Annotated in this window: 17 protein-coding genes; 5 read left to right on the top strand and 12 right to left on the bottom strand. The window is 60.6% G+C overall.

Annotated features, from left to right (window positions below; genetic code table 11):
- Positions 1 to 20: 20 nt before the first annotated feature.
- Entirely contained in the window at positions 21 to 4,811 is a 4,791-nt protein-coding gene (locus ABOK31_RS17050) for an NAD-glutamate dehydrogenase (RefSeq protein WP_349956842.1), read from the bottom strand.
- 294 nt (positions 4,812 to 5,105) lie between these two features.
- Here ABOK31_RS17050 and pdxY point away from each other — a divergent pair, with 294 nt between their 5' ends.
- Both pdxY and ABOK31_RS17040 read left to right on the top strand, forming a co-directional pair.
- A complete protein-coding gene (gene pdxY / locus ABOK31_RS17045) occupies positions 5,106 to 5,981 on the top strand; it encodes a pyridoxal kinase PdxY (RefSeq protein WP_349956840.1) in 876 nt (291 codons plus the stop codon).
- 72 nt (positions 5,982 to 6,053) lie between these two features.
- Positions 6,054 to 6,695 (top strand): carbonic anhydrase, encoded by a 642-nt coding sequence (locus ABOK31_RS17040; RefSeq protein WP_075853370.1) that lies wholly within the window; start codon positions 6,054 to 6,056, stop codon positions 6,693 to 6,695.
- A 94-nt stretch (positions 6,696 to 6,789) separates the two neighbouring features.
- Here ABOK31_RS17040 and ABOK31_RS17035 read toward each other — a convergent pair whose 3' ends face one another.
- The 10 genes from ABOK31_RS17035 to ABOK31_RS16990 all read right to left on the bottom strand — a co-directional run bounded on the left by ABOK31_RS17035 (position 6,790) and on the right by ABOK31_RS16990 (position 16,155).
- Positions 6,790 to 7,611 (bottom strand): lytic murein transglycosylase, encoded by an 822-nt coding sequence (locus tag ABOK31_RS17035; RefSeq protein WP_075853371.1) that lies wholly within the window; start codon positions 7,609 to 7,611, stop codon positions 6,790 to 6,792.
- Between the two features lie 284 nt (positions 7,612 to 7,895).
- Complete coding sequence (locus ABOK31_RS17030) at positions 7,896 to 8,930, bottom strand: aspartate-semialdehyde dehydrogenase (RefSeq protein ID WP_349956838.1); 1,035 nt, start codon at positions 8,928 to 8,930, stop codon at positions 7,896 to 7,898.
- A gap of 375 nt (positions 8,931 to 9,305) precedes the next feature.
- Positions 9,306 to 9,815 (bottom strand): DNA starvation/stationary phase protection protein, encoded by a 510-nt coding sequence (locus ABOK31_RS17025; protein WP_092718881.1) that lies wholly within the window; start codon positions 9,813 to 9,815, stop codon positions 9,306 to 9,308.
- Positions 9,816 to 10,115: 300 nt separating this feature from the next.
- Positions 10,116 to 10,865 carry a glucose 1-dehydrogenase gene (locus ABOK31_RS17020; RefSeq protein ID WP_349956836.1) on the bottom strand — a complete coding sequence of 250 codons (750 nt, stop codon included), beginning with the start codon at positions 10,863 to 10,865 and terminating at the stop codon, positions 10,116 to 10,118.
- Positions 10,866 to 11,024: 159 nt separating this feature from the next.
- Positions 11,025 to 11,279, bottom strand: coding sequence for a helix-turn-helix domain-containing protein (locus tag ABOK31_RS17015; RefSeq protein ID WP_083961366.1), 255 nt, complete (start codon positions 11,277 to 11,279; stop codon positions 11,025 to 11,027).
- A gap of 152 nt (positions 11,280 to 11,431) precedes the next feature.
- Positions 11,432 to 12,196: a lipid A 1-phosphatase LpxE gene (gene lpxE / locus ABOK31_RS17010; RefSeq protein ID WP_075853793.1), complete on the bottom strand. Its 765-nt coding sequence runs from the start codon at positions 12,194 to 12,196 to the stop codon at positions 11,432 to 11,434.
- Positions 12,197 to 12,407: 211 nt separating this feature from the next.
- Entirely contained in the window at positions 12,408 to 13,520 is a 1,113-nt protein-coding gene (leuB, locus tag ABOK31_RS17005) for a 3-isopropylmalate dehydrogenase (RefSeq protein WP_349956834.1), read from the bottom strand.
- 316 nt (positions 13,521 to 13,836) lie between these two features.
- Positions 13,837 to 14,655 (bottom strand): sugar phosphate isomerase/epimerase family protein, encoded by an 819-nt coding sequence (locus ABOK31_RS17000; RefSeq protein WP_349956833.1) that lies wholly within the window; start codon positions 14,653 to 14,655, stop codon positions 13,837 to 13,839.
- A gap of 461 nt (positions 14,656 to 15,116) precedes the next feature.
- Positions 15,117 to 15,725: a 3-isopropylmalate dehydratase small subunit gene (gene leuD / locus ABOK31_RS16995; protein WP_075853378.1), complete on the bottom strand. Its 609-nt coding sequence runs from the start codon at positions 15,723 to 15,725 to the stop codon at positions 15,117 to 15,119.
- 193 nt (positions 15,726 to 15,918) lie between these two features.
- Complete coding sequence (locus ABOK31_RS16990; RefSeq protein ID WP_075853379.1) at positions 15,919 to 16,155, bottom strand: hypothetical protein; 237 nt, start codon at positions 16,153 to 16,155, stop codon at positions 15,919 to 15,921.
- Between the two features lie 111 nt (positions 16,156 to 16,266).
- On the opposite strand from ABOK31_RS16990, the gene ABOK31_RS16985 reads away from it, so the two are divergent.
- A complete protein-coding gene (locus tag ABOK31_RS16985) occupies positions 16,267 to 17,211 on the top strand; it encodes a CoA ester lyase (protein WP_349956832.1) in 945 nt (314 codons plus the stop codon).
- A 37-nt stretch (positions 17,212 to 17,248) separates the two neighbouring features.
- The gene (locus tag ABOK31_RS16980) at positions 17,249 to 17,455 is read left to right on the top strand and encodes a DUF1737 domain-containing protein (protein WP_037155128.1); all 207 of its coding nucleotides are present in this window, start codon (positions 17,249 to 17,251) and stop codon (positions 17,453 to 17,455) included.
- Positions 17,456 to 17,503: 48 nt separating this feature from the next.
- Here the strand turns inward: ABOK31_RS16980 and ABOK31_RS16975 are convergent, their stop codons facing one another.
- On the bottom strand, positions 17,504 to 17,941 hold the full coding sequence (locus tag ABOK31_RS16975) for a metallopeptidase family protein (protein ID WP_075853381.1): 438 nt from the start codon (positions 17,939 to 17,941) through the stop codon (positions 17,504 to 17,506).
- A gap of 276 nt (positions 17,942 to 18,217) precedes the next feature.
- Here ABOK31_RS16975 and ABOK31_RS16970 point away from each other — a divergent pair, with 276 nt between their 5' ends.
- Entirely contained in the window at positions 18,218 to 19,198 is a 981-nt protein-coding gene (locus tag ABOK31_RS16970; RefSeq protein ID WP_349956830.1) for a hypothetical protein, read from the top strand.
- The last annotated feature ends 5 nt before the right edge of the window (positions 19,199 to 19,203 follow it).

Here is a 19,203-nt window from a genome sequence, read left to right as displayed (position 1 = left end):
ACGGGCCGGGGCGGACTGTGTCACCTTGCCCGGCCGTTCGCAAGATCGCTGAGCAGGCCGGCGGCGACGGTGATGCGGGCGAGGTTCGGATCGCCGCTTTCGCTGAGGCCGCCGAGTTCTTCGGCGATGCGATTGATGCGGATACGGTCTTCCGCATGCCAGGCCTGAACCGGCTGCTTGTCCTTCGGATGGTTTGATAGCGCCGAGATGACGATATCGCGGCGGGCGCCGGCGATCTGGTCGAGGCTGCGCGCGAGCGCCAGGCTCTCGTAATGATCGCCGGTGACGATCCGGCTGCCGGCAAGCAGCAGGCGACCGACGCGGAAGGTCTGCGACACCGTGAAGTAGCTTTCAGCCGCCCGGTTCAGCGTATCGCCGGTGCGCTCGGCGATCTGCATGATTTCCGGTACGAGAACGAGCGCGTAGATCGTGGCGATCTCCGAAGCCAGCTTTTCCGGCAGGCCGGCAGCCTGGTATTCCGCTTCGCGAGCGGCGATCTCGGCCGCGAAATCCGCCGGGATGTGGCTGAGGAAGACTGGGCGCAACTTCTTCAGGGCTGCGCGAAGCCGGCTAACGGTTTCCTCGATCTCACCCTTGGCGGCCCCGGTCTTCAGTAGCAGGCGCGTCAGAACGGTGTAGACCTCGGTGATCTCGCCATAGACGCGGTTCTGCATCTGGCCGCCGACCTTGCCGTCCAACGCGTCGGTCTCGTTCCAGAGCCGGTCGAGATCGAAGCCATCGCGGGCGATGACGGCGGCCTTGACGACTTCCGCAGCCGATGCCGCCGTCGCGTCCATCATGCTGACGGCAAAGCCCGGGCCGCCACGGTTGATCGCTTCGTTGGCGAGCGCCGTGCCGATGATTTCGCGGCGCAGACGATGGCTTTCGATATCGGTGGCGTTCGAACGCTGCATCTTGGCCGGGAAATAGCGGCTGAGGGTTACGGCGAAATAGGGATCGTCAGGCAGGTCGCTGGCGACAAGCGCGTCGAAGAGAACGATCTTGGCATAGGAGAGCAGCACGCCGATTTCGGGGCGTGTCAGCGGGCGTCCGTTGGCGTAACGCTCGGCGAAGGTCTGGTCGTCGGGCAGGGTTTCGACCTTGCGATTGAGCTGTTTTGCTGCTTCCAGCACGCTCATAAAGCGGCTGAGTTCGAGAGCGTTGCCGGTGCCCTTGCGCTCCGTCAGCGAGATTGCCAGGGATTGCAGGTAGTTGTTGCGCAGGACGAGCAGAGCCACTTCGTCGGTCATCGATGCCAGCAGGATATCGCGCTTGGCGCGCGTCAGCCGATCGTCGAACATGGCATTGGCGAGTGCGATCTTGATGTTGACCTCGACGTCGGAGGTGTTGACGCCGGCGGAATTGTCGATGGCGTCGGAGTTGCAGCGCCCGCCCTTGAGGCCATAGGCGATGCGGCCCTTTTGGGTGACACCGAGATTGGCACCCTCGCCGATCACCTTGGCGCGTACTTCCTCGGCGGTGATGCGGATCGGATCGTTGGCGCGATCGCCGACTTCCGAATCCGTCTCCGACGGCGCCTTAACGTAGGTGCCGATGCCGCCGAACCACAAGAGATCAACGGGAGCCCTGAGGATCGCCGTCATGATCTCGAAAGGTGTTGCGACTGACTTGTCGATGCCGATGGAGGCGACCGCCTCCGGCGTCAGCGTCACCGATTTGGCCGAGCGGGAGATGATCATCGCGCCCTTCGACAGGACCGACTTGTCGAAATCCTGCCAGCTGGAGCGCGGCAGATCGAAAAGACGCTGGCGTTCGGCAAGCGTCTTTGCCATGTCCGGATCGGGATCGATGAAGATATCGCGGTGATCGAAGGCGGCGAGCAGGCGGATCTTCGGAGAGAGCAGCATGCCGTTGCCGAAGACGTCGCCCGACATGTCGCCGACGCCGACGACGTTGAAGGGCGTCGTCTGGATATCGATGTCCATTTCGCGGAAGTGGCGCTTCACGGTTTCCCAGGCGCCGCGGGCGGTGATGCCCATCTTCTTGTGGTCATAGCCGGCCGAGCCGCCCGACGCGAAGGCGTCGTCCAGCCAGAAGCCGGCTTCCTGCGCGAGCGCATTGGCGGTGTCGGAGAAGGTGGCGGTGCCCTTGTCGGCGGCGACGACGAAATAGGGATCGTCGCCATCGAGCCGCACCGTGTCGGCCGGCGGGATGATATCGGCGCCGGAGATATTGTCGGTGATCGACAGCAGCGTGCGGATATAGGTCTTGTAGGCTTCGCGGCCAGTGTTGAAGATCTCGTCGCGGCTGCCGCCGACCGGAAGCTTCTTCGGATAGAAGCCGCCCTTGGCGCCGACGGGCACGATAACGGCGTTCTTGACCTGCTGTGCCTTCACCAGGCCGAGCACTTCGGTGCGATAGTCTTCCGCGCGGTCCGACCAGCGCAGGCCGCCGCGTGCCACCTTGCCGAAGCGCAGGTGCACGCCTTCCACTTCGACGCCGTAGACGAAGATTTCGCGGAAGGGGCGCGGCTCGGGCAGGCCATCCAGCAGCTTCGGATCGAGCTTGAAGGCGAGCATGGCCTTCGGCGTGCCGTCTGCATTCCTCTGGAAATAGTTGGTGCGCAGCGTCGCATCGATGGCGTTGACGTAGCGGCGCAGGATGCGGTCGTCATCAAGGCTCGGAACGTCGGCGAGCTCGGTCTCGATGGCGGTATGGAGGTCGGAAAGCTTCTTCGTGCGGTTCTTGTCGCTGAGTTTCGGATCGAGCGTGTCGTGGAACAGGCGGAAGAGCGAGGCAGCGATGCGCGGATACTTGTCCAACGTCGCAGAGATATAATCCTGCGAATAGGCAATGCCTGCCTGGCGCAGATAGCGGGAATAGGCGCGCAAGACGTTCGTCTCACGGGCGGAGAGGTCGGCGGAGACGATCAGCCGGTTGAAGGCATCATTGTCAATCGTGCCGCCGAAGGCGGCGAGGAAGGCCTCTTCCAGAGCAGCACCATGGCGGGCGAGATCGATGGTCAATCCGCCCCGAGCCTCGAGTTCCATGTCGTGCAGTACGACATGGCCGGTCGAGCCGTCCTTGGCCGTGACGTAGATATCGAAGGTGCGCTCGCTGATAACGTTGAAGCCGAGATTTTCGAGCAGCGGCACGCGGCGCGACAGTGCGAGGTTGCCATCGCCATGGAAGATCTTCAGCGAGAGAATGTCGCCCGCCTCGTCCTTGCGGATATAGAAGCCGATACGGATCGGCTCGGCACCGGCCGTGGCGACGATATCGGGCAGGTCGGCAAAGGCGTCTTCCGGCGAGAAAGCTTCCTGGAAAGCCTGGCTGACGGAGATGTTCGGCGCCTTCGGACCTGCCAGCATGACGAAACGCTCATCCCAGCGGGCGGTGATGGCGCGGATCGCCTCTTCCAGCTTGGCTTGGGGAACGTGTGGCGTCTTGCCGGCGCTACGGCCGATGATGAAGTGAACGCGGGCCACGCCGCCTTCCGGGAAAGCCGGATAATAAGCGGAGACGCGGCCGTCATAGACTGACTTCAGGTAGTTGCCGATCTTCTCGCGGACGACGGAATCATATTCCTCGCGCGGGACATAGACGATGACGGAGACGAAGCGGTCGAAATGATCGATGCGCGGCAGCGCCCGCACACGCGGCCGGTCTGTCAGGTCGTTGATCTGCTCTGCAAAGCTCGCGAGCAGCGTCGTATCGATCTGGAAGAGATCGTCGCGGGGGTAGGATTCCAGCGTGTTCTCGAGCATGCGGCCGGAATGGCTTGTGGGATCGAAGCCGAAGTGATCCTTGACCTTCTGCACCTTCGAGCGCAGCAGCGGCACTTCAATTGCGGCGCTGGTATAGGCGGTGGAGGTGAAGAGGCCGACGATGCGCAGCTCGCCGGTGACGTTGCCATCCGTGTCGAAGCGCTTGACGCCGACATAATCCATATAGGCGCGGCGATGGACGACCGACTTGACGTTGGCCTTGGTGACGATCAGGAAATCCGGCCCATCGAGGAAGGCGAGGATTTCAGGCGTCGTGGTCACCTGGTCCTTGCCCTGTCGGAGGACGCGGACATCAGGATTGGAGAGGATGCCGAGGCCGGTGCCGCGATCGCGCTCCACCTTGGCGTTGGCGCCCTTGCCGGAATAGACATATTCGCGCATGCCGAGGAAGGTGAAATTGCCGTCTCTTAGCCAGGCAAGGAAGGCGAGCGCTTCGTCTCGGTCGTTCTTGCGGCGGCCGGCCGCTTCGTAGGTGGAAAGCTCGGAAATGACGGTGTCGAGGCGCGACAGCATCGGCTTCCAGTCGGAAACGGTAAGATGCGTCTGGTCGAGCACGGTCTGGACCCGCTTGGTCAGATCCGTTGCCTGCGCCGTCGATAGGGGTGAGAGATGCAACTGGATATGGCTGACGCGATGGGCGGGGTCGCTCGGTTGATCGGCTGAATAGAGGTTGGGCTGCTTGCCTTTCTCGATGATCAGGATCGGATGCACCGCCATATAGAGATCGCGGTAGCTGCTGGTCACTTCGCCCATGATCGATTCATAGAGGAAGGGCATGTTGTGGTCGGTGATCGAGAGGATCGACACGGCAACGCTATCGGGCTCGATGTTGGCGACCTGCTCGATGCTGACGCGCGGAGAGGTGCCGCCCCAGGCCGCGAGTTCCTTGGCCGCATGCGTCGCGGCAAGAGCCAGCATTTCCGGGCTGTAAAGCTCCATGTCGTCGTTGCTCGCCCGGCCGAACAGGATTTCGGGATCAAGGTGCGCCTCGCCCGTTGCCGCCGCTATCTTGCGTGCCGCTTCGATCTGTTTTTCCCGTTTCGGATTGGTCTTGGGCGCCATGGAATTCCTCCCGATTTTTGAATTTTGACGACAGTAGCAGAAGGTTTAGCGAAAAAACTGGCAAAAAGAATGCGAATTTGGTTGCTTTCGGACTGATTTTGGCCGGTTTTTTTAAAAATCTTGCCGGAATGCGCGATCTCGATGCAAAGCGGATGTCATTAGTGTGAAATTGGCGGAGTGGGCTCGTCAACAGAGGTTTTCATGACTCTGTGAAGTGCGGTTGACAGAGTGCCGCCAAAGGGATCATCAACGGCGCCATGGCAGTTTGAAGCCCTGAACTTGAAAGCTAGCATCATGTCGCAAGTGTCCGCCGGCGCCGTTATCGTCATCTCCAGCCATGTCGTCCGAGGGTCGGTCGGCAATCGTGCGGCCGTCTTCGCGCTGGAGACGCTCGGCCATCCGGTGTGGGCGCTGCCGACGATCGTTCTGCCATGGCATCCCGGCCATGGGCGTTCGACGCGGCTAACCTTCAACGAGGCGGATTTCGACCATGCGATCGACGATCTCATCGCCGCACCCTGGCTTTCCGAGGTCAGGGCGGTGCTGTCGGGCTATTTCGGCAATGCTGCGCAGGCGCTTTCCGTCGCCCGGCTGGTAACGGCTTTGCGGGAGAAGAACCCCGATCTCCTCTATGCCTGCGATCCAGTTATTGGCGATGCCGGCGGGCTTTATGTGCCCGAGGCGACGGCGGAAGCGATCCGCGACCACCTGATCCCGCTGGCATCGTTGGCAACGCCGAATCGCTACGAGCTTGCCTGGCTTGCCGGTGCACCGCTCGAGGATAACAACGCCATCATGGAGGCGGCACTCGCCCTTGGGCCATCGCGCATGCTGGTAACGTCCGCCGTGCCGATGATGGCCGGCGGCATCGGCAACCTCTATCTCAGCGGCCGAAATGCGCTGCTTGCAGAACATCGCAGCGTGGAAGGCGCGCCGAACGGGCTTGGCGATCTCTTGTCCGCCGTCTTCCTGTCGCGCCTGCTTTCCGGCATGGATGAGGAGCGGGCGCTGCAACTGACGACGGCCAGCGTCTTTGAAGTGCTGGCGCGCGCCGTCAAACGCGGCAGCAACGAGCTGACGCTGGCCGTCGATTCCGCAAGCCTGTCGACGCCGATGGCGATGGTGCAGCTGCGCCATCTTGTTCATCCGGCACAGCGGAAGAAAAAATAGCGGTTCGCGACGGTTAACGCTTTTTGCAGCGCAGCAGTTGCCATCGGCCGAAGCGCGCTGTAATCCAATGTCATGCAAAGCTTTCCCGACACCCTTCTGAACGGCTATCGCAATTTCATGAGCGGGCGTTACGTCGATGAGCGCGAACGCTATCGCACTCTGGCGGAACTCGGCCAGAACCCGTCGACGCTCGTGATTGCCTGTTGTGACTCCCGCTCAGCGCCGGAGATCATCTTCGATGCTGGCCCGGGAGAGCTCTTCGTCATCCGCAATGTCGCCAATATGGTGCCGCCCTACGAGCCGGACGGTAATTTCCATTCGACCTCGTCGGCGCTTGAATTCGCGGTTCTGTCGCTCAAGGTCTCCGACATCGTCGTCATGGGTCATGGCCGCTGCGGCGGCATCCGCGCCGCGCTCGATCCCGATGCCGAACCGCTCTCGCCGGGTGACTTCATCGGCCGGTGGATGGCATTGCTGAAGCCGGCTGCCGAACAGATCCAAAGCAATGACATCATGACGCAGACCGAGCGTCAGACGGCGCTGGAGCGTATTTCGATCCGCAATTCGCTGGAAAATCTGCGCAGCTTTCCCGAAATCAAGGCACGCGAGGAAGAAGGCAAGCTGCGCCTGCACGGCGCGTGGTTTGATATTTCGACCGGCGAGCTATGGATCATGGACCCGGCTACGCGCGATTTCATCCGCCCTGACGTTTAAGGGGCCGGTCGCCTGGTGGGGCCGAAGGCAGATCAAATGAAAAGGCGCTGCTGACCATCCCGTCGCAGCGCCTTTTTAATTGATGAGATCAGGCTTACTTGCCGTCGATCTGCTGGCCGATATAGGCGATCGCCTGCTGATAGACCTTTGCGTCATTCCAGCCGGCGATGGCGGCGAAATTCGGCTCGCCGGGCTGATAGCCGGCGCCCGGCTGCCAGCCGTGGCCACGCAGGAAGTTCGCGGTCGAGGCCAGCGCATCCGCGCGCGAGCCGACCAAGTCTACCCTGCCATCGCCATCTTCGTCGACGCCGAAGGCAACGACGTTTTTCGGCATGAATTGCGTCTGGCCGATTTCGCCGTGAGCCGCGCCGCGCGCCGACGGGCTGAGATAGCCTTCGCCCACAAGCTTCAGGGCGGCGTAGAGCTGCTCGGTAAAGAATGCGGAACGACGGCAGTCAAAGGCAAGGGTCGAGACGGCTGAAAGCGTATGCTGGTCGCCCATATAGCTGCCGAAGCCGGTTTCCATGCCCCAGATGGCGATGATCGGGCCTGGGGGAACGCCGAAGCGCTTCTGTATCTTGGCAAACAGCGCCGCATTGGCCTGCTTCATGCTCTTGCCGCGATTGATGATCGTCTGGCCGCCACGCTTCTTCATGAATTCCTCGAAGGAAAGCTTGAAGCTCTTCTGGCCGCGGTCGGCGCGGATGGTGGCCTGGTTGTAATGAACGTTGGCGAAGGCCCTGTCGAGGGTGGACGGGCTGACGCCCTGTCCCTGCGCTTCCCGCTTGAATTCCTGCACCCAGTTTTCGAAGCCGGCGGAGGTGTTGCTGCAAGAGGCGGCATTTGCCGCAAGCGGCATTCCCAGCAGCAACCCGCCCGCCACGAGAGCCGCCATTCCAGACTTTGTGAAGCGCATTCAGTGTCCCCGAAATCTTACCGCGATGCGAACGCGGTAACCGTTTTCAATGGCGCGCAAACCCTTGGAAGCCAGGGGATCGCGCGCGTTTAGTCGCCACCGGACCATGCCAGCATCCGACCATCATGTCATCATATTTTAGCGACCGATGTTTTCGTTTCATGTGAAACATCGCCACCAAAATCATTCAGAAAAGCCCCGCCTTTCGTTTGAAATGGCGAGGCTTCCATTCAATCCTGAATAGCCAGAGAGGGTTTATAAACCGTAAATTGGTTTACAGATCCTTATGCAGCCTGCTTGCGCGGCTTGATGAGGCCGCGATTGACCAGCAATTCGGCAATCTGGATGGCGTTGAGCGCGGCACCCTTGCGCAGGTTGTCGGAAACGACCCACAGGTTGAGGCCGTTCTCGACGGTCGCGTCTTCACGGATACGCGAAATATAGGTCGCATCTTCGCCGGCGGATTCGTAAGGCGTGATGTAGCCGCCGTTTTCGCGCTTGTCGATGACGAGGCAGCCCGGCGCTTCGCGCAGGATGTCACGAGCCTGATCGGCTGTGATCTCGTTTTCGAACTCGATGTTGACCGATTCCGAGTGGCCGATGAAGACGGGTACGCGCACGGCCGTGCAGGTGACCTTGATCTTCGGGTCGAGCATCTTCTTGGTTTCGGCCAGCACCTTCCATTCTTCCTTGGTGTAGCCGTCTTCCATGAAGCTATCGATGTGCGGGATGACATTGAAGGCGATGCGCTTGGTGAACTTCTTCGCTTCGATCGGGTCGGCGACGAAGACGGCGCGGGTCTGGTTGAACAGCTCGTCCATGCCGTCCTTGCCGGCGCCGGAGACCGACTGGTAGGTCGAAACGACGACGCGCTTGATCTTGGCGAAGTCGTGCAGCGGCTTCAGGGCGACGACGAGCTGCGCGGTCGAGCAATTCGGGTTGGCGATGATGTTGCGCTTGGTGAACTGCGCGACGGCATCCGGGTTTACTTCCGGCACGATCAGCGGCACGTCGGCGTCGTAGCGCCAGGCCGAGGAGTTGTCGATGACGACGCAGCCCCGGGCGCCGATCTTCGGCGAGACCCGCTTCGAGACGTCGCCGCCGGCCGACATCAGGCAGATGTCGGTGTCGGAGAAATCGTAGTTCTCCAGGTTGGAAACCTTCAGCGTCCGGTCGCCGAAGGATACCTCGGTTCCCTGCGAACGGGCCGATGCGAGTGCCACGACCTCATCGGCCGGGAAACCGCGTTCCGCGAGGATATTGAGCATTTCGCGGCCAACATTCCCGGTCGCGCCCGCTACTGCAACTTTGAAACCCATTTCTCAAGCTCTCTTTCTCTTCTCTCCTCTTGGGCGAAGGGGGGAACCGTGGTCATGACGACCGGTTCCTGTCCCCAGCCGAGCCGGGGAGAGAGCGGCAGGCCAGAGACGTCAGACGGTTTTCGTCGTCGTTTTGGCCTTGGTTTTGGAAGAAACCGGAAAACAGACATCCTGCCCGGCATATTCAGCCAGGTGACTGCAGCTATCGATCTGTTCGAAGCGAACCATGGAAGTCTTCCTTTTCCGTCGCCGGTTCTAAGATGTTTTCCACAGGAGTCAAGGATTTCCTCGCTGGCATCGCTGCGGGAGCGAGGAAATCGGGATCATTGCAGACCGCCTTCAACTGATCGTGTTCGAAGGTCGCGGTCTCAGATGTCAGCGGTTGGACTTGCGCGTGATCTCGAACAGGAACCAGGTGCGGCGCTCGGTCTCATCAAGCCAGTTTTCGAGGAGGCTTGCTGTGGCGACATCACCATATTCGTCGCAGACGTCGTGAACGGCGCGGATTTCGGCTGACAGTTTGAGATTATCGTCAGCCAGCTCGGCAAGCATGTCCTGTGGATCGACATATTCGGCGTCATTGTCGGGGATGCGCTGCAGCTTGGCGATCTGGCCGATCGAGTGGAGGGTCGTCCCGCCGATCTTCCGGCAACGCTCGGCCATGGGATCGGTCATGGCGAAAATCTGATCGCCCTGATCATCGAGAAGAAGGTGATAATCACGGAAATGCGGGCCGCTCATGTGCCAGTGAAAATTCTTGGTTTTCAGATAGAGGGCAAAGACATCCGCCAGCAGAGCGGTCAGCGCTGCGGAAATATCGCGCGTCGCGTCTTCGCTGAGATTGGTGCGAGTGCCCAATTTCGATTTGGTATTGGCGGTATTCATAAAGGCGTCCTCCGTTTGTTATTCACGACAGCCATCGCCGACGGATCTTAAGGGAGTTCGATGACATTCGCTGCGGCGTGGGATCGCATTGAAGACTGGATCTGTTTTGAAATTTCGCGGTCGAAAGGTCGCTTCGCGGCACAGTCGACTGCGCTGACATGCGGAAAACCCGAACAGCTTTACTAAATAGGAAAATGAGGTGGTTTGGCAATCGCCTGCTAATGTATTGGCAGGGCACGCGGTTATGCCGCGCGGAAGGACACCGCCCTCGTGTCGGAGGGCGATGTTTCAGTTGATGAGTTACTTCAAGCCACCGCCGACATAGATGGTTTCGCCGGTCACCCAGGCGGCATCCTGCGAAGCAAGGAAGACGGCGACCGGGGCGATATCGGTCGGCTGACCGAGGCGGCCAAGAGGCGTCTGGGAGACGAGATGCTTCTCGAAATCACTGCCGATGAGGCCCGCGGTAACGACGCCTTCGGTTTCGACGCCGCCAGGCGCCAGGTTGTTGACACGGATATTGCGTGAACCGAGCTCCTTGGCGAGGATCTTGGTGATGGAATCCACGGCGGCCTTGGTTGCGGTGTAAACGGACGCAGTCGGCAGGTTCATGCTGACGGCGTTGGAGCCGATGTTGATGATATTGCCGCCTTCCGGGCCGAAATATTTGACAGCTTCCCGGCTGGTCAGCAGGGTGCCGAGCACGTTGATATTGAATTCACGATGGAATTCTTCCTCGGTGAACTCCTCTATCGGCGCAAATTGATAGACGCCGGCATTGTTGACGAGAATATCGACGCGGCCGAAGGCCTGCTTGGTTTCGGCAAACAGCTGTTTGACGTCTTCGGATTTGGAAACGTCGCCGTGCACAGCGAGCGCCTTGCCGCCCTTGGCGGTGATCTCGGCCACTACCTTGTCGGCACCTTCGCGGCTCGAGGCGTAGTTGACGACAACGGCTGCACCCGCCTCGCCCATCGCCTTGGCGATACCGGCGCCGATGCCCTTGGATGCTCCGGTCACGATTGCGACCTTGCCTGTCAATTTGCTCATGTCAGCTTCCTTCGGAGATTATTAGACAGTTTTACAATCATCAAATCATTTGGCGCATGCGACCCGAAAACCGTTTCGCATCGTCACTTTGATATTTAGATAATCATCTAATTGATACAAGAGCCACAGCAAGAAATGCTGATGGCATGGATGGAAGTGTCAGATCTTGGAAAGCTCTGCCATATAGGCGTTCAGCGTGTCACGGCGCAGCACGAGGTTCGCGAACTTGCCTTCGCGCTGGATCTCGATGAGACCGGCATTTTCAAGTTCCTTGATGTGATGCGACATCGTCGCGGCACTGACGGTGTGGCATTCGTTCAGGATGCTGCAGGGCGTGGGCTCAGTCCGTGTGCCGATCTCCTTCAGGATCTGCACGCGTCGCGGCTCGGCAAGTGCTCGGGAAATCAATCCCATCTGCCTTTCGTTTAAACGTATCGGTCCGGCATCCATGGTATTCATCGCAAACGGAAACGAAATCGGGTTGACCACCTTCAGCCACCCCTACCTTGCCAGATATATGAATGCGCGAGGGCCTTGGCAACCTTTGCGATGCAGGCGTGACAAGCTCAGGAATCGGCCTGTCGAGGCTTGCCGCTTTTGAAAAGCGGCAGTCGCGGCGTCGGCCAGCCGGCGGCGTTGATACGGAAGAGCAGGCCGTAGCGCGCATAGACGATCGCCACCATGAAGGAGAACCAGCCGCCGAGCGCCAGGCCGGCTATCACGTCGCTCGGATAGTGGGCGCCGACCATGACGCGGGTGATCGCCAGCCACAGGGCGCAGACCGCGAAGATGTAGCGATAGCGCGGGAACAGGAAGGCAAGCGCCACGAACAGGGCGCCGATGGTGGTCGCATGGCCCGACGGGAAGCTTTCGAAGCTGGCGCGGCCGTTGAAGGGCGAGAAGCCAAAGGGACCCCAATCGGCAAAATGCGTCGGACGCGCGCGGCCGATGGCGCGCTTCAGCAAATTGGCAAGGAGGCCGGAAAGCGCAATGGTCGTCAGCAGATAGCCGCCGATCTGGCAGATGCGCAGCGCCTGGCAGCGACAGCGTTGCGAATGCAGCAGCCTGCTGCCGGCCCAGCCCTCGACGAGCAGGAAGGCGCTGACGAGGAGAAGCCAGCCGGATTCGCCGAAATTGGTCAGCATTCCTCCGACGAAGCGAATGGATGGCGACAGGCTTTTCAGGGTTGCGCCGACGGGCCAATCGAACAGGAGAGCCGAAAGAAGGACAACATTGGCGGTCAGAAAAAGGCAAATTTTCCAGTGAGATGGTGCAAATGCCGCATCGCTTCGCCGCCAACGCCTGTCGAGAGACGTCAAGATCGCCTGCATAATCATTGCCTATTGTCGATTTCCAATCACCTCGACAAATAACAGGCTGTTGTTACAGTTTTTCTAATTTTCTAAAAATTAACGACACGAGCCGAACCGGCGATCGTGGGCTCAGACGAGACTATCCTGCTTGCAATGAAAAGCCCCGTTCCGGCGAAGAACGGGGCCTTCGTGTTTCACGTGAAATATATCAGGCGACTTATGCCGGCGATTATGCCGACAGGGCCTTGAATTCGGCGAGGATGGCGTCGCCCATTTCGGCGGTGCCGACCTGGCGGCTGCCTGCCGACATGATGTCGCCGGTGCGGATGCCGCTGTCGAGCACGTTGGCGATCGCCTTTTCCAGCGCGTCGGCTTCGGCAACCAGGCCGAAGGAGTAGCGCAGGCACATGGCGAAGGAAGCGATCATGGCGATCGGGTTGGCGATACCCTTGCCGGCGATGTCGGGTGCGGAGCCGTGCACGGGCTCGTAGAGCGCCTTGCGCTTGCCGGTCTTGGCATCAGGTGCGCCGAGTGAAGCGGACGGCAGCATGCCGAGCGAGCCGGTGAGCATGGCCGCAACGTCGGACAGCATGTCGCCGAACAGGTTGTCCGTCACGATGACGTCGAACTGCTTCGGCTGGCGAACGAGCTGCATGCCACCGGCGTCAGCCAGCATATGTTCGAGCTGCACGTCGGAATATTTTTCCTTGTGCGTCGCGGTGACGACCTGGTTCCAGAGCACGCCTGATTTCATGACGTTGCGCTTTTCCATCGAGCAGACGCGGTTGTTGCGGGTGCGCGCCAGTTCGAAGGCGACGCCGGCGATGCGCTCGATCTCGTAGGTGTCGTAGATCTGAGTGTCGATGCCGCGCTTCTGGCCGTTGCCGAGGTCGATGATTTCCTTCGGCTCGCCGAAATAGACGCCGCCTGTCAGTTCGCGGATGATGAGGATATCGAGGCCGTCGACCAGCTCCGGCTTCAGCGAGGAAGCCGATGCCAGCGCCGGATAGCAGATGGCCGGGCGCAGGTTGGCAAACAGCTGCAGATCCTTGCGCAGGCGCAGCAGGCCGGCTTCCGGGCGCACTTCATAAGGGACAGCATCCCACTTCGGACCGCCGACGGCGCCGAAGAGCACGGCGTCAGCCGCCATCGCCTTTGCCATATCTGCATCGGAGATCGCCGCGCCATGGGCGTCATAGGCGCTGCCGCCGACAAGGCCCTCATCGGTGACGAAGCCGGCATTCTTGGCCTCGTTCATGTAAGCGATGATCTTGCGAACTTCGCCCATAGCCTCGGGACCGATGCCGTCACCCGGCAGGAGGAAGAGATTGCGAACTGTCATGGGAAAGCCTCCGCGAAAGAAAAAGTTGCGGGGTTTTTAGACCTGCAAATGCGGCTTTTCAAGCGAGGAAGAGACCGAAACGGTACGGTTTTCGGGCTTTTGCGGCTACCCACCAGCCCTCGCCCTTCGAGACGGCCTTGCAGGCCTCCTCAGGGTGAGGGCTGGTGCTTTTGCACTTAACCGGAGGGGCCGCCTGATCCTTCGACAGGCTCAGGATGAGGGCGGAGCGGGTTGATAGTCTGATGAGGAGATTAGCCCTCATGGTGAGAAGGCCCGAAGGACCGTCTCGAACCACGAGGGCGGGTAATTGATCTGCCTACTCGGCGAGGCCGAGCGAAGCGAGATAGGCCGCTGATGCCGGGATCTTCGACTTGTCCTTGATCTCGATGATCAGGCGCGGATTGCTGTTAAGCTTGGCAAGGGCGGCAAAGACGGCGCGCCAGTGGATATTGCCTTCGCCGAGGCTCCAGTGACGGTCGGCATAGCCGTCGGCATCCTGCAGGTGGACGTGCTGCAGGCGGTTGCCGGCGGCGTGGACGTAGTAGTCGACCGGTGGAGCGCCCGTATAGCCATGGGCGTAATGGGCGTGGCCGGTGTCGATCGAAACGGCGACGGCGGATGAATTGAAGCTGTCGGCGAGGCCGACGCGGATATGCGGGTCTTTGTCCTCGATATTTTCGATGACCATGGTGAGCCCGATGTCTTCGGCGCGCTTTACCGCATCCTTGAGGGTCAGGTGCGTGTATTCGATGATCTTCTCGCGCTCGCCCTTGTTGTTGTCGAGGTTGTTGTAGGACCACGACGTATAGGGGCTATGGATGACCATCTGCGTGGCGCCGATATTGGCGCAGACGTCGAGCGCCTGCAGCAGGCGCTTGGTGACGACGGCGCGGACATCCGGGTCCTGCGAGGCGATGACGAAGCCCCAGAACGGGCCGTGGATGCCGAGGCGGCCCTGATGGCCGTCGAGCAGCTTGCGGGCGCGCTCGGCAAGCGGAGCCCAGTCGCCATTCAAGATTTCGGCTTCGACGAAGCTCTGCAGCTCCAGATCGCGCGGCTTTTCCAGCAGCCAGTTGCGATGGATTTCGACGTCGTCAAGCGTCATGGCGGCGCCAACAATGGGAAGGGAGGTCATGGAGAAGCTCCAGTGTGTGGAGAGGAATTAGGGGGGTGGGAGAGAGGCCCGAAAGCTCTCGGCAGGTCTGTATGGCCCCCCTTCTTGTCGAACATATTACAGCGGACGGGAAAGATGGTGCCTGAGCCGTTTTAACGGAATAGTCCCCTCTCCCTGCATGCGGGGAGAGGGGCCGCTTGCGAAGGCAGAAACTCGCGATCTTGCTGCCGTTACAGCGATGCTGTGCGTTTTGGAAACCTGTCGCTACTTGTGATGGGTGAGTAGCCCGCAGAGGCGAAGGAGAGGTCGACCTACGGCTCTTCCTGGGGAAACAAATCATAGGCTTCCAACCAGTCGATGGCCTGTAGCCCCTCACCCCAGCCCTCTCCCCGCATGCGGGGAGAGGGGGACCTTTGTGTCCGCATGAAAAAAGCCGGGCTGTAAGGCCCGGCTTCTAAACGCTAGAGATAAGGATAAGCCGATCAGGCGGCCCAGGGGCGCGATGCGGCGTTCGTCTTTTCGAAAGTGTCGATCGCGGAGGATTTTTCCAGCGTCAGGCCGATATCGTCGAGGCCGTTCAGCAGGCAGTGACGCTTGAATTCGTCGAGTTCGAACTTCAGCGAGCCGCCGTCCGGGCCGGTGATTTCGAGGTTTTCCAGATCGACCGTCAGGATGGCGTTGGAGCCGCGCGAAGCGTCGTCCATCAGCTTGTCCAGATCTTCCTGGCTGACCTTGATCGGCAGGATGCCGTTCTTGAAGCAGTTGTTGTAGAAGATATCGGCGAAGCTGGTCGAGATGACGCAGCGGATGCCGAAATCGAGCAGCGCCCAGGGAGCGTGTTCGCGCGAGGAGCCGCAGCCGAAATTGTCGCCGGCGACGAGGATCTTGGCGTTCTGGTAGGCCGGCTTGTTCAGCACGAAATCTTCGTTCGGCGTGCCGTCTTCATTGTAGCGGGCTTCAGCGAAGAGCCCCTTGCCGAGACCCGTGCGCTTGATGGTCTTCAGATAATCCTTCGGGATGATCATGTCGGTATCGACATTGACGACCGGGAGGGGTGCTGCGACACCGGTCAACTTCACGAACTTGTCCATGGGGTCCTGCCTTCATTTTCGTCTAAGCACGAATTATCCTGCCAATAGAGCAAATCCGGCCCGAAATGAAGGAGAATCTTGGAAATGCTCTAAAAGGCGGCGCTTTGGTCGCCCTTGCCCTTCAGCACGTGGCTTGAACCGGGCAAACGGGTGCCAGCGGCCGGCAATGGGCCGCCCTGCCCTGCTTTCAATCTCAGAGATCGATGATGGTGCCGCGACCGTCGTTCCAGATGCGCATTTCGCGCTGGCCGTTCGTCTTCGCCTTGGCGCGCACCGGTGCCGGCTTCATGCGCAGCGAAATCGCGCGGGCTGCCATCAGCACGGTGAGAATAGCGCCGACGGCAAGCGTGACCGAAACGGTAAACAACGCCATGGCTGCAAACACGGTGATACCGGCAAGCGCGATGAACAGGGAACGGATATTCTGCATGGTCGAGACCTCTCTACAGCAAGCAATGTGGCCCTCTTCCCTGTCATCTGCAAGAGGAGCATGGCTTTTTGTTGACTTGCCTGGCGCGTAAAAGCGCGGCAAAACGGCACAATGAGCCAATCTGAGAGCCAGAATCCCCCTTCCCGCCCCGCCCGGGTGCGCCGCTCGGTCTTGAGCGTTCCCGCCATCAACCGTCGTGCGCTGGACAAGCTTTCGAGCCTAGATTGCGATGCCGTCATCTTCGATCTCGAGGATTCGGTGGCGCCGGAGAAAAAGGCCGAGGCGCGGGAGAATCTGCGAGCCTTCTTTGCTGTCGCGCCGCTGCCGGGCAAGGAGCGGATCATCCGCATCAATGCGCTTTCCTCCAATTTCGGCGCCGACGACCTGGCGCTGGTTGCGGAGCTGGAGCCGGATGCGGTGCTGCTGCCGAAGGTGGACGAGCCGCAGGATGTCATGATGGTCGGCGACTGGCTCACGGAAGCCGATGTGCCGGAAGAGTTGCGCATCTGGGCGATGATCGAGACGCCGCGTGGCATTCTGAACGCGGCCGCGATCGCCGAGGCCGGTCGTACGGCCGGCAGCCGGCTCGATTGTTTCGTGGTCGGCCTCAACGACCTCAGAAAGGAAACGGGTGTCCTGCGGCAGCCTGGCCGCCCCTATCTCGTGCCCTGGCTGATGCAGGTGATATTGGCCGTCAGCGCTTATGGGCTCGAGGCCATCGACAGCGTGTTCAACGATTTCAAGGATGCCGAAGAATTCGAGGCGGAATGCGGCCAGGGTGTCGCCATGGGCTTTACCGGCAAGATGCTGATCCATCCGAGCCAGATCGAGGCCGCCAACCGGCATTTCGGCCCGGCTGAGGCTGCCATCGCCGAGGCCGAGGCCATCATATCAGCCTTCGCCGAGCCGGGCGCTGAAGCTCTCAATGTCGTGAACATCGGCGGGCGGATGGTGGAGCGGCTGCACCTTGTCCAGGCGGAAAGACTCATTCATAAAGCTCGCCTGATCGAGCAGCGCTCTTCTGGCGCTGCCGCAGCGCCCCGCACCGGAGCCTGACTGTCGAATTGCCCGGCCAAACACGAAAGATGCCTTGATGAAACTCTATCGCTTCCTCACCGGTCCTGATGACGCTTCCTTCTGCCACAAGGTGAGTGCAGCGCTGAACAAGGGCTGGGAGCTATACGGCTCGCCGACCTATGGCTTCAATTCCGCAAGCGGCCGGATGGAATGCGGCCAGGCCGTCGTCAAGGAAGTGGCCGGCAAGGATTACGATCCGGATATGAAGCTTTCCGAGCAGTAAGCGTCGATTGAAGTTCTTCACCCTGGCCGCCTGCGGTCGGGGTCGATATCATCGATCCGTCGCTTCTTCGGCGCTTTCCTCGATGCGCTCCATGTCCTCGTCGCTCAGGCCGAAATGGTGGCCGATCTCGTGGATCAGGACATGGGTGATGATGTCGCCGAGGGTTTCCTCGTTTTCAGCCCAATAGTCGATGATCGGCCGGCGGTAGAGGCGGATCTTGTTGGGCATGTCGCCGGTCTGGGCGGTGAAGCGCTCCGAGATGCCGCGGCCTTCGAAGAGGCCGAGCAGGTCGAAAGGGGTTTCCAGCGCCATATCCTCGAACACCTCGTCATCCGGGAAATCCTCGATGAGAATGACGAGATTGCCGGTGAGCGAGCGGAATTCGTCCGGCAGGTGGCTGTAAGCCTCCATTGCCAGAGATTCGAATGTGCTGATGGAGGGCGAGTGGCGGTCCCGCCAATCTTCGCTCTGGTCGACGCGAGCCATGAATATTCCTTCCTTGGCTGGTCATATAGAGACTTTATGCTGCTTTTACGAGAGCGGATTAGTGTATGGCGCCGAAAAGTGTTTGAGCGGTTTTCGGGCGCCATCATGCCCTACTTCTTTGATTCTAGAGCGGATTCAGATTTTAGGTCATTTCAACCTGAAATCATCCGACTCTGGGCAGAGGAATATTTTCTCATGAAATGGTGTTGACTCTTTCTCCAAGCTCTGGAATCCATAAGAACATAACAGGAACATTATCGATCTGGAGTGAACGTCATGGCCGAGGCTGCCGTGGCGCGGGAAACGCTTTTTGCCCTGCGTGAAACCATTGCCCGACTGGAAGGCAGGCCGATCCCGGCACTGGCAGCAGCGGCGCGTGAAACGCTGGCAGACAGGCCGGGGATGGGGACGGCGGGCATTGCGAAGCCCCTGCCCGCGCAAACCGGACTTTCCCAGCCGCTCCTTCCGATCGGCGTCGATGATCTCGACGCGGCGCTGCAGGGCGGCCTGCCGCTCGATGCGCTGACGGAAATCCGCTCGCACGGCCTGCGCGATGCCGGGGCGGCAAGCGGTTTTGCTTTGGCGCTCGCAGCGCGGCTGCATGCGCAAGCGTCGGATACGGCCGTGTCCAAGTCCCCGGTCCTGTGGATCGGCGATACGGTCGCGACGATGGAGGCGGGCGTGCCTTATGCCATCGGCGTCAGCGATTTCGGGCTGGAGCCTGCGGCTTTCCTGCAGGCCTCGCCGCGCAAGCTGGACGATGCGCTCTGGGTGGCGGAGGCAGCACTTGGCAGTGCTGCTTTTGCTCTCGTCATTTTGGAAGTGCGCGGCAATCCCGCCCGTTTCGGCCTGACCGAAAGCCGGCGGCTGGCGCTGAGGGCCAAGGCGGCGGGGCGGCCCTTGTTTCTGTTGCGACAGGGAGGCGAGGAGGAGGCAAGCAGCGCCCTCTTCCGCTTTTCCGTCGAACCCGCGCCGGCGCAGGCGCGGCCCCTGCCGGACGGATCGGTGCTTGGCGGCAGCATCGGTCATCCGGCCTTTCGTCTGACCTTGGAAAAAAGCCGAAACCCGGCGCCTTTTTCCATAACCCTGGAGTGGAATGCCCATGACCGCCGCTTTGCCCCTATCCTCGACACTCAACGCCCTGCCTTTCCCGGCGAACACGCAGCGCATTCTGGCGCTGACCTTTCCGCATCTGCCGACCGACCGCATCGCGCGCAAGCGCTGGGGTCTGTCCTGGCGTTCGACAGGCAGGCTTGAAGCGC

Origin of the sequence: Rhizobium sp. ZPR4, assembly GCF_040215725.1 — a bacterium.
GTDB classification, from domain to species: Bacteria; Pseudomonadota; Alphaproteobacteria; order Rhizobiales; family Rhizobiaceae; genus Rhizobium; species Rhizobium rhizogenes_D.
This window is presented reverse-complemented; position numbering and strand designations above follow the sequence as displayed.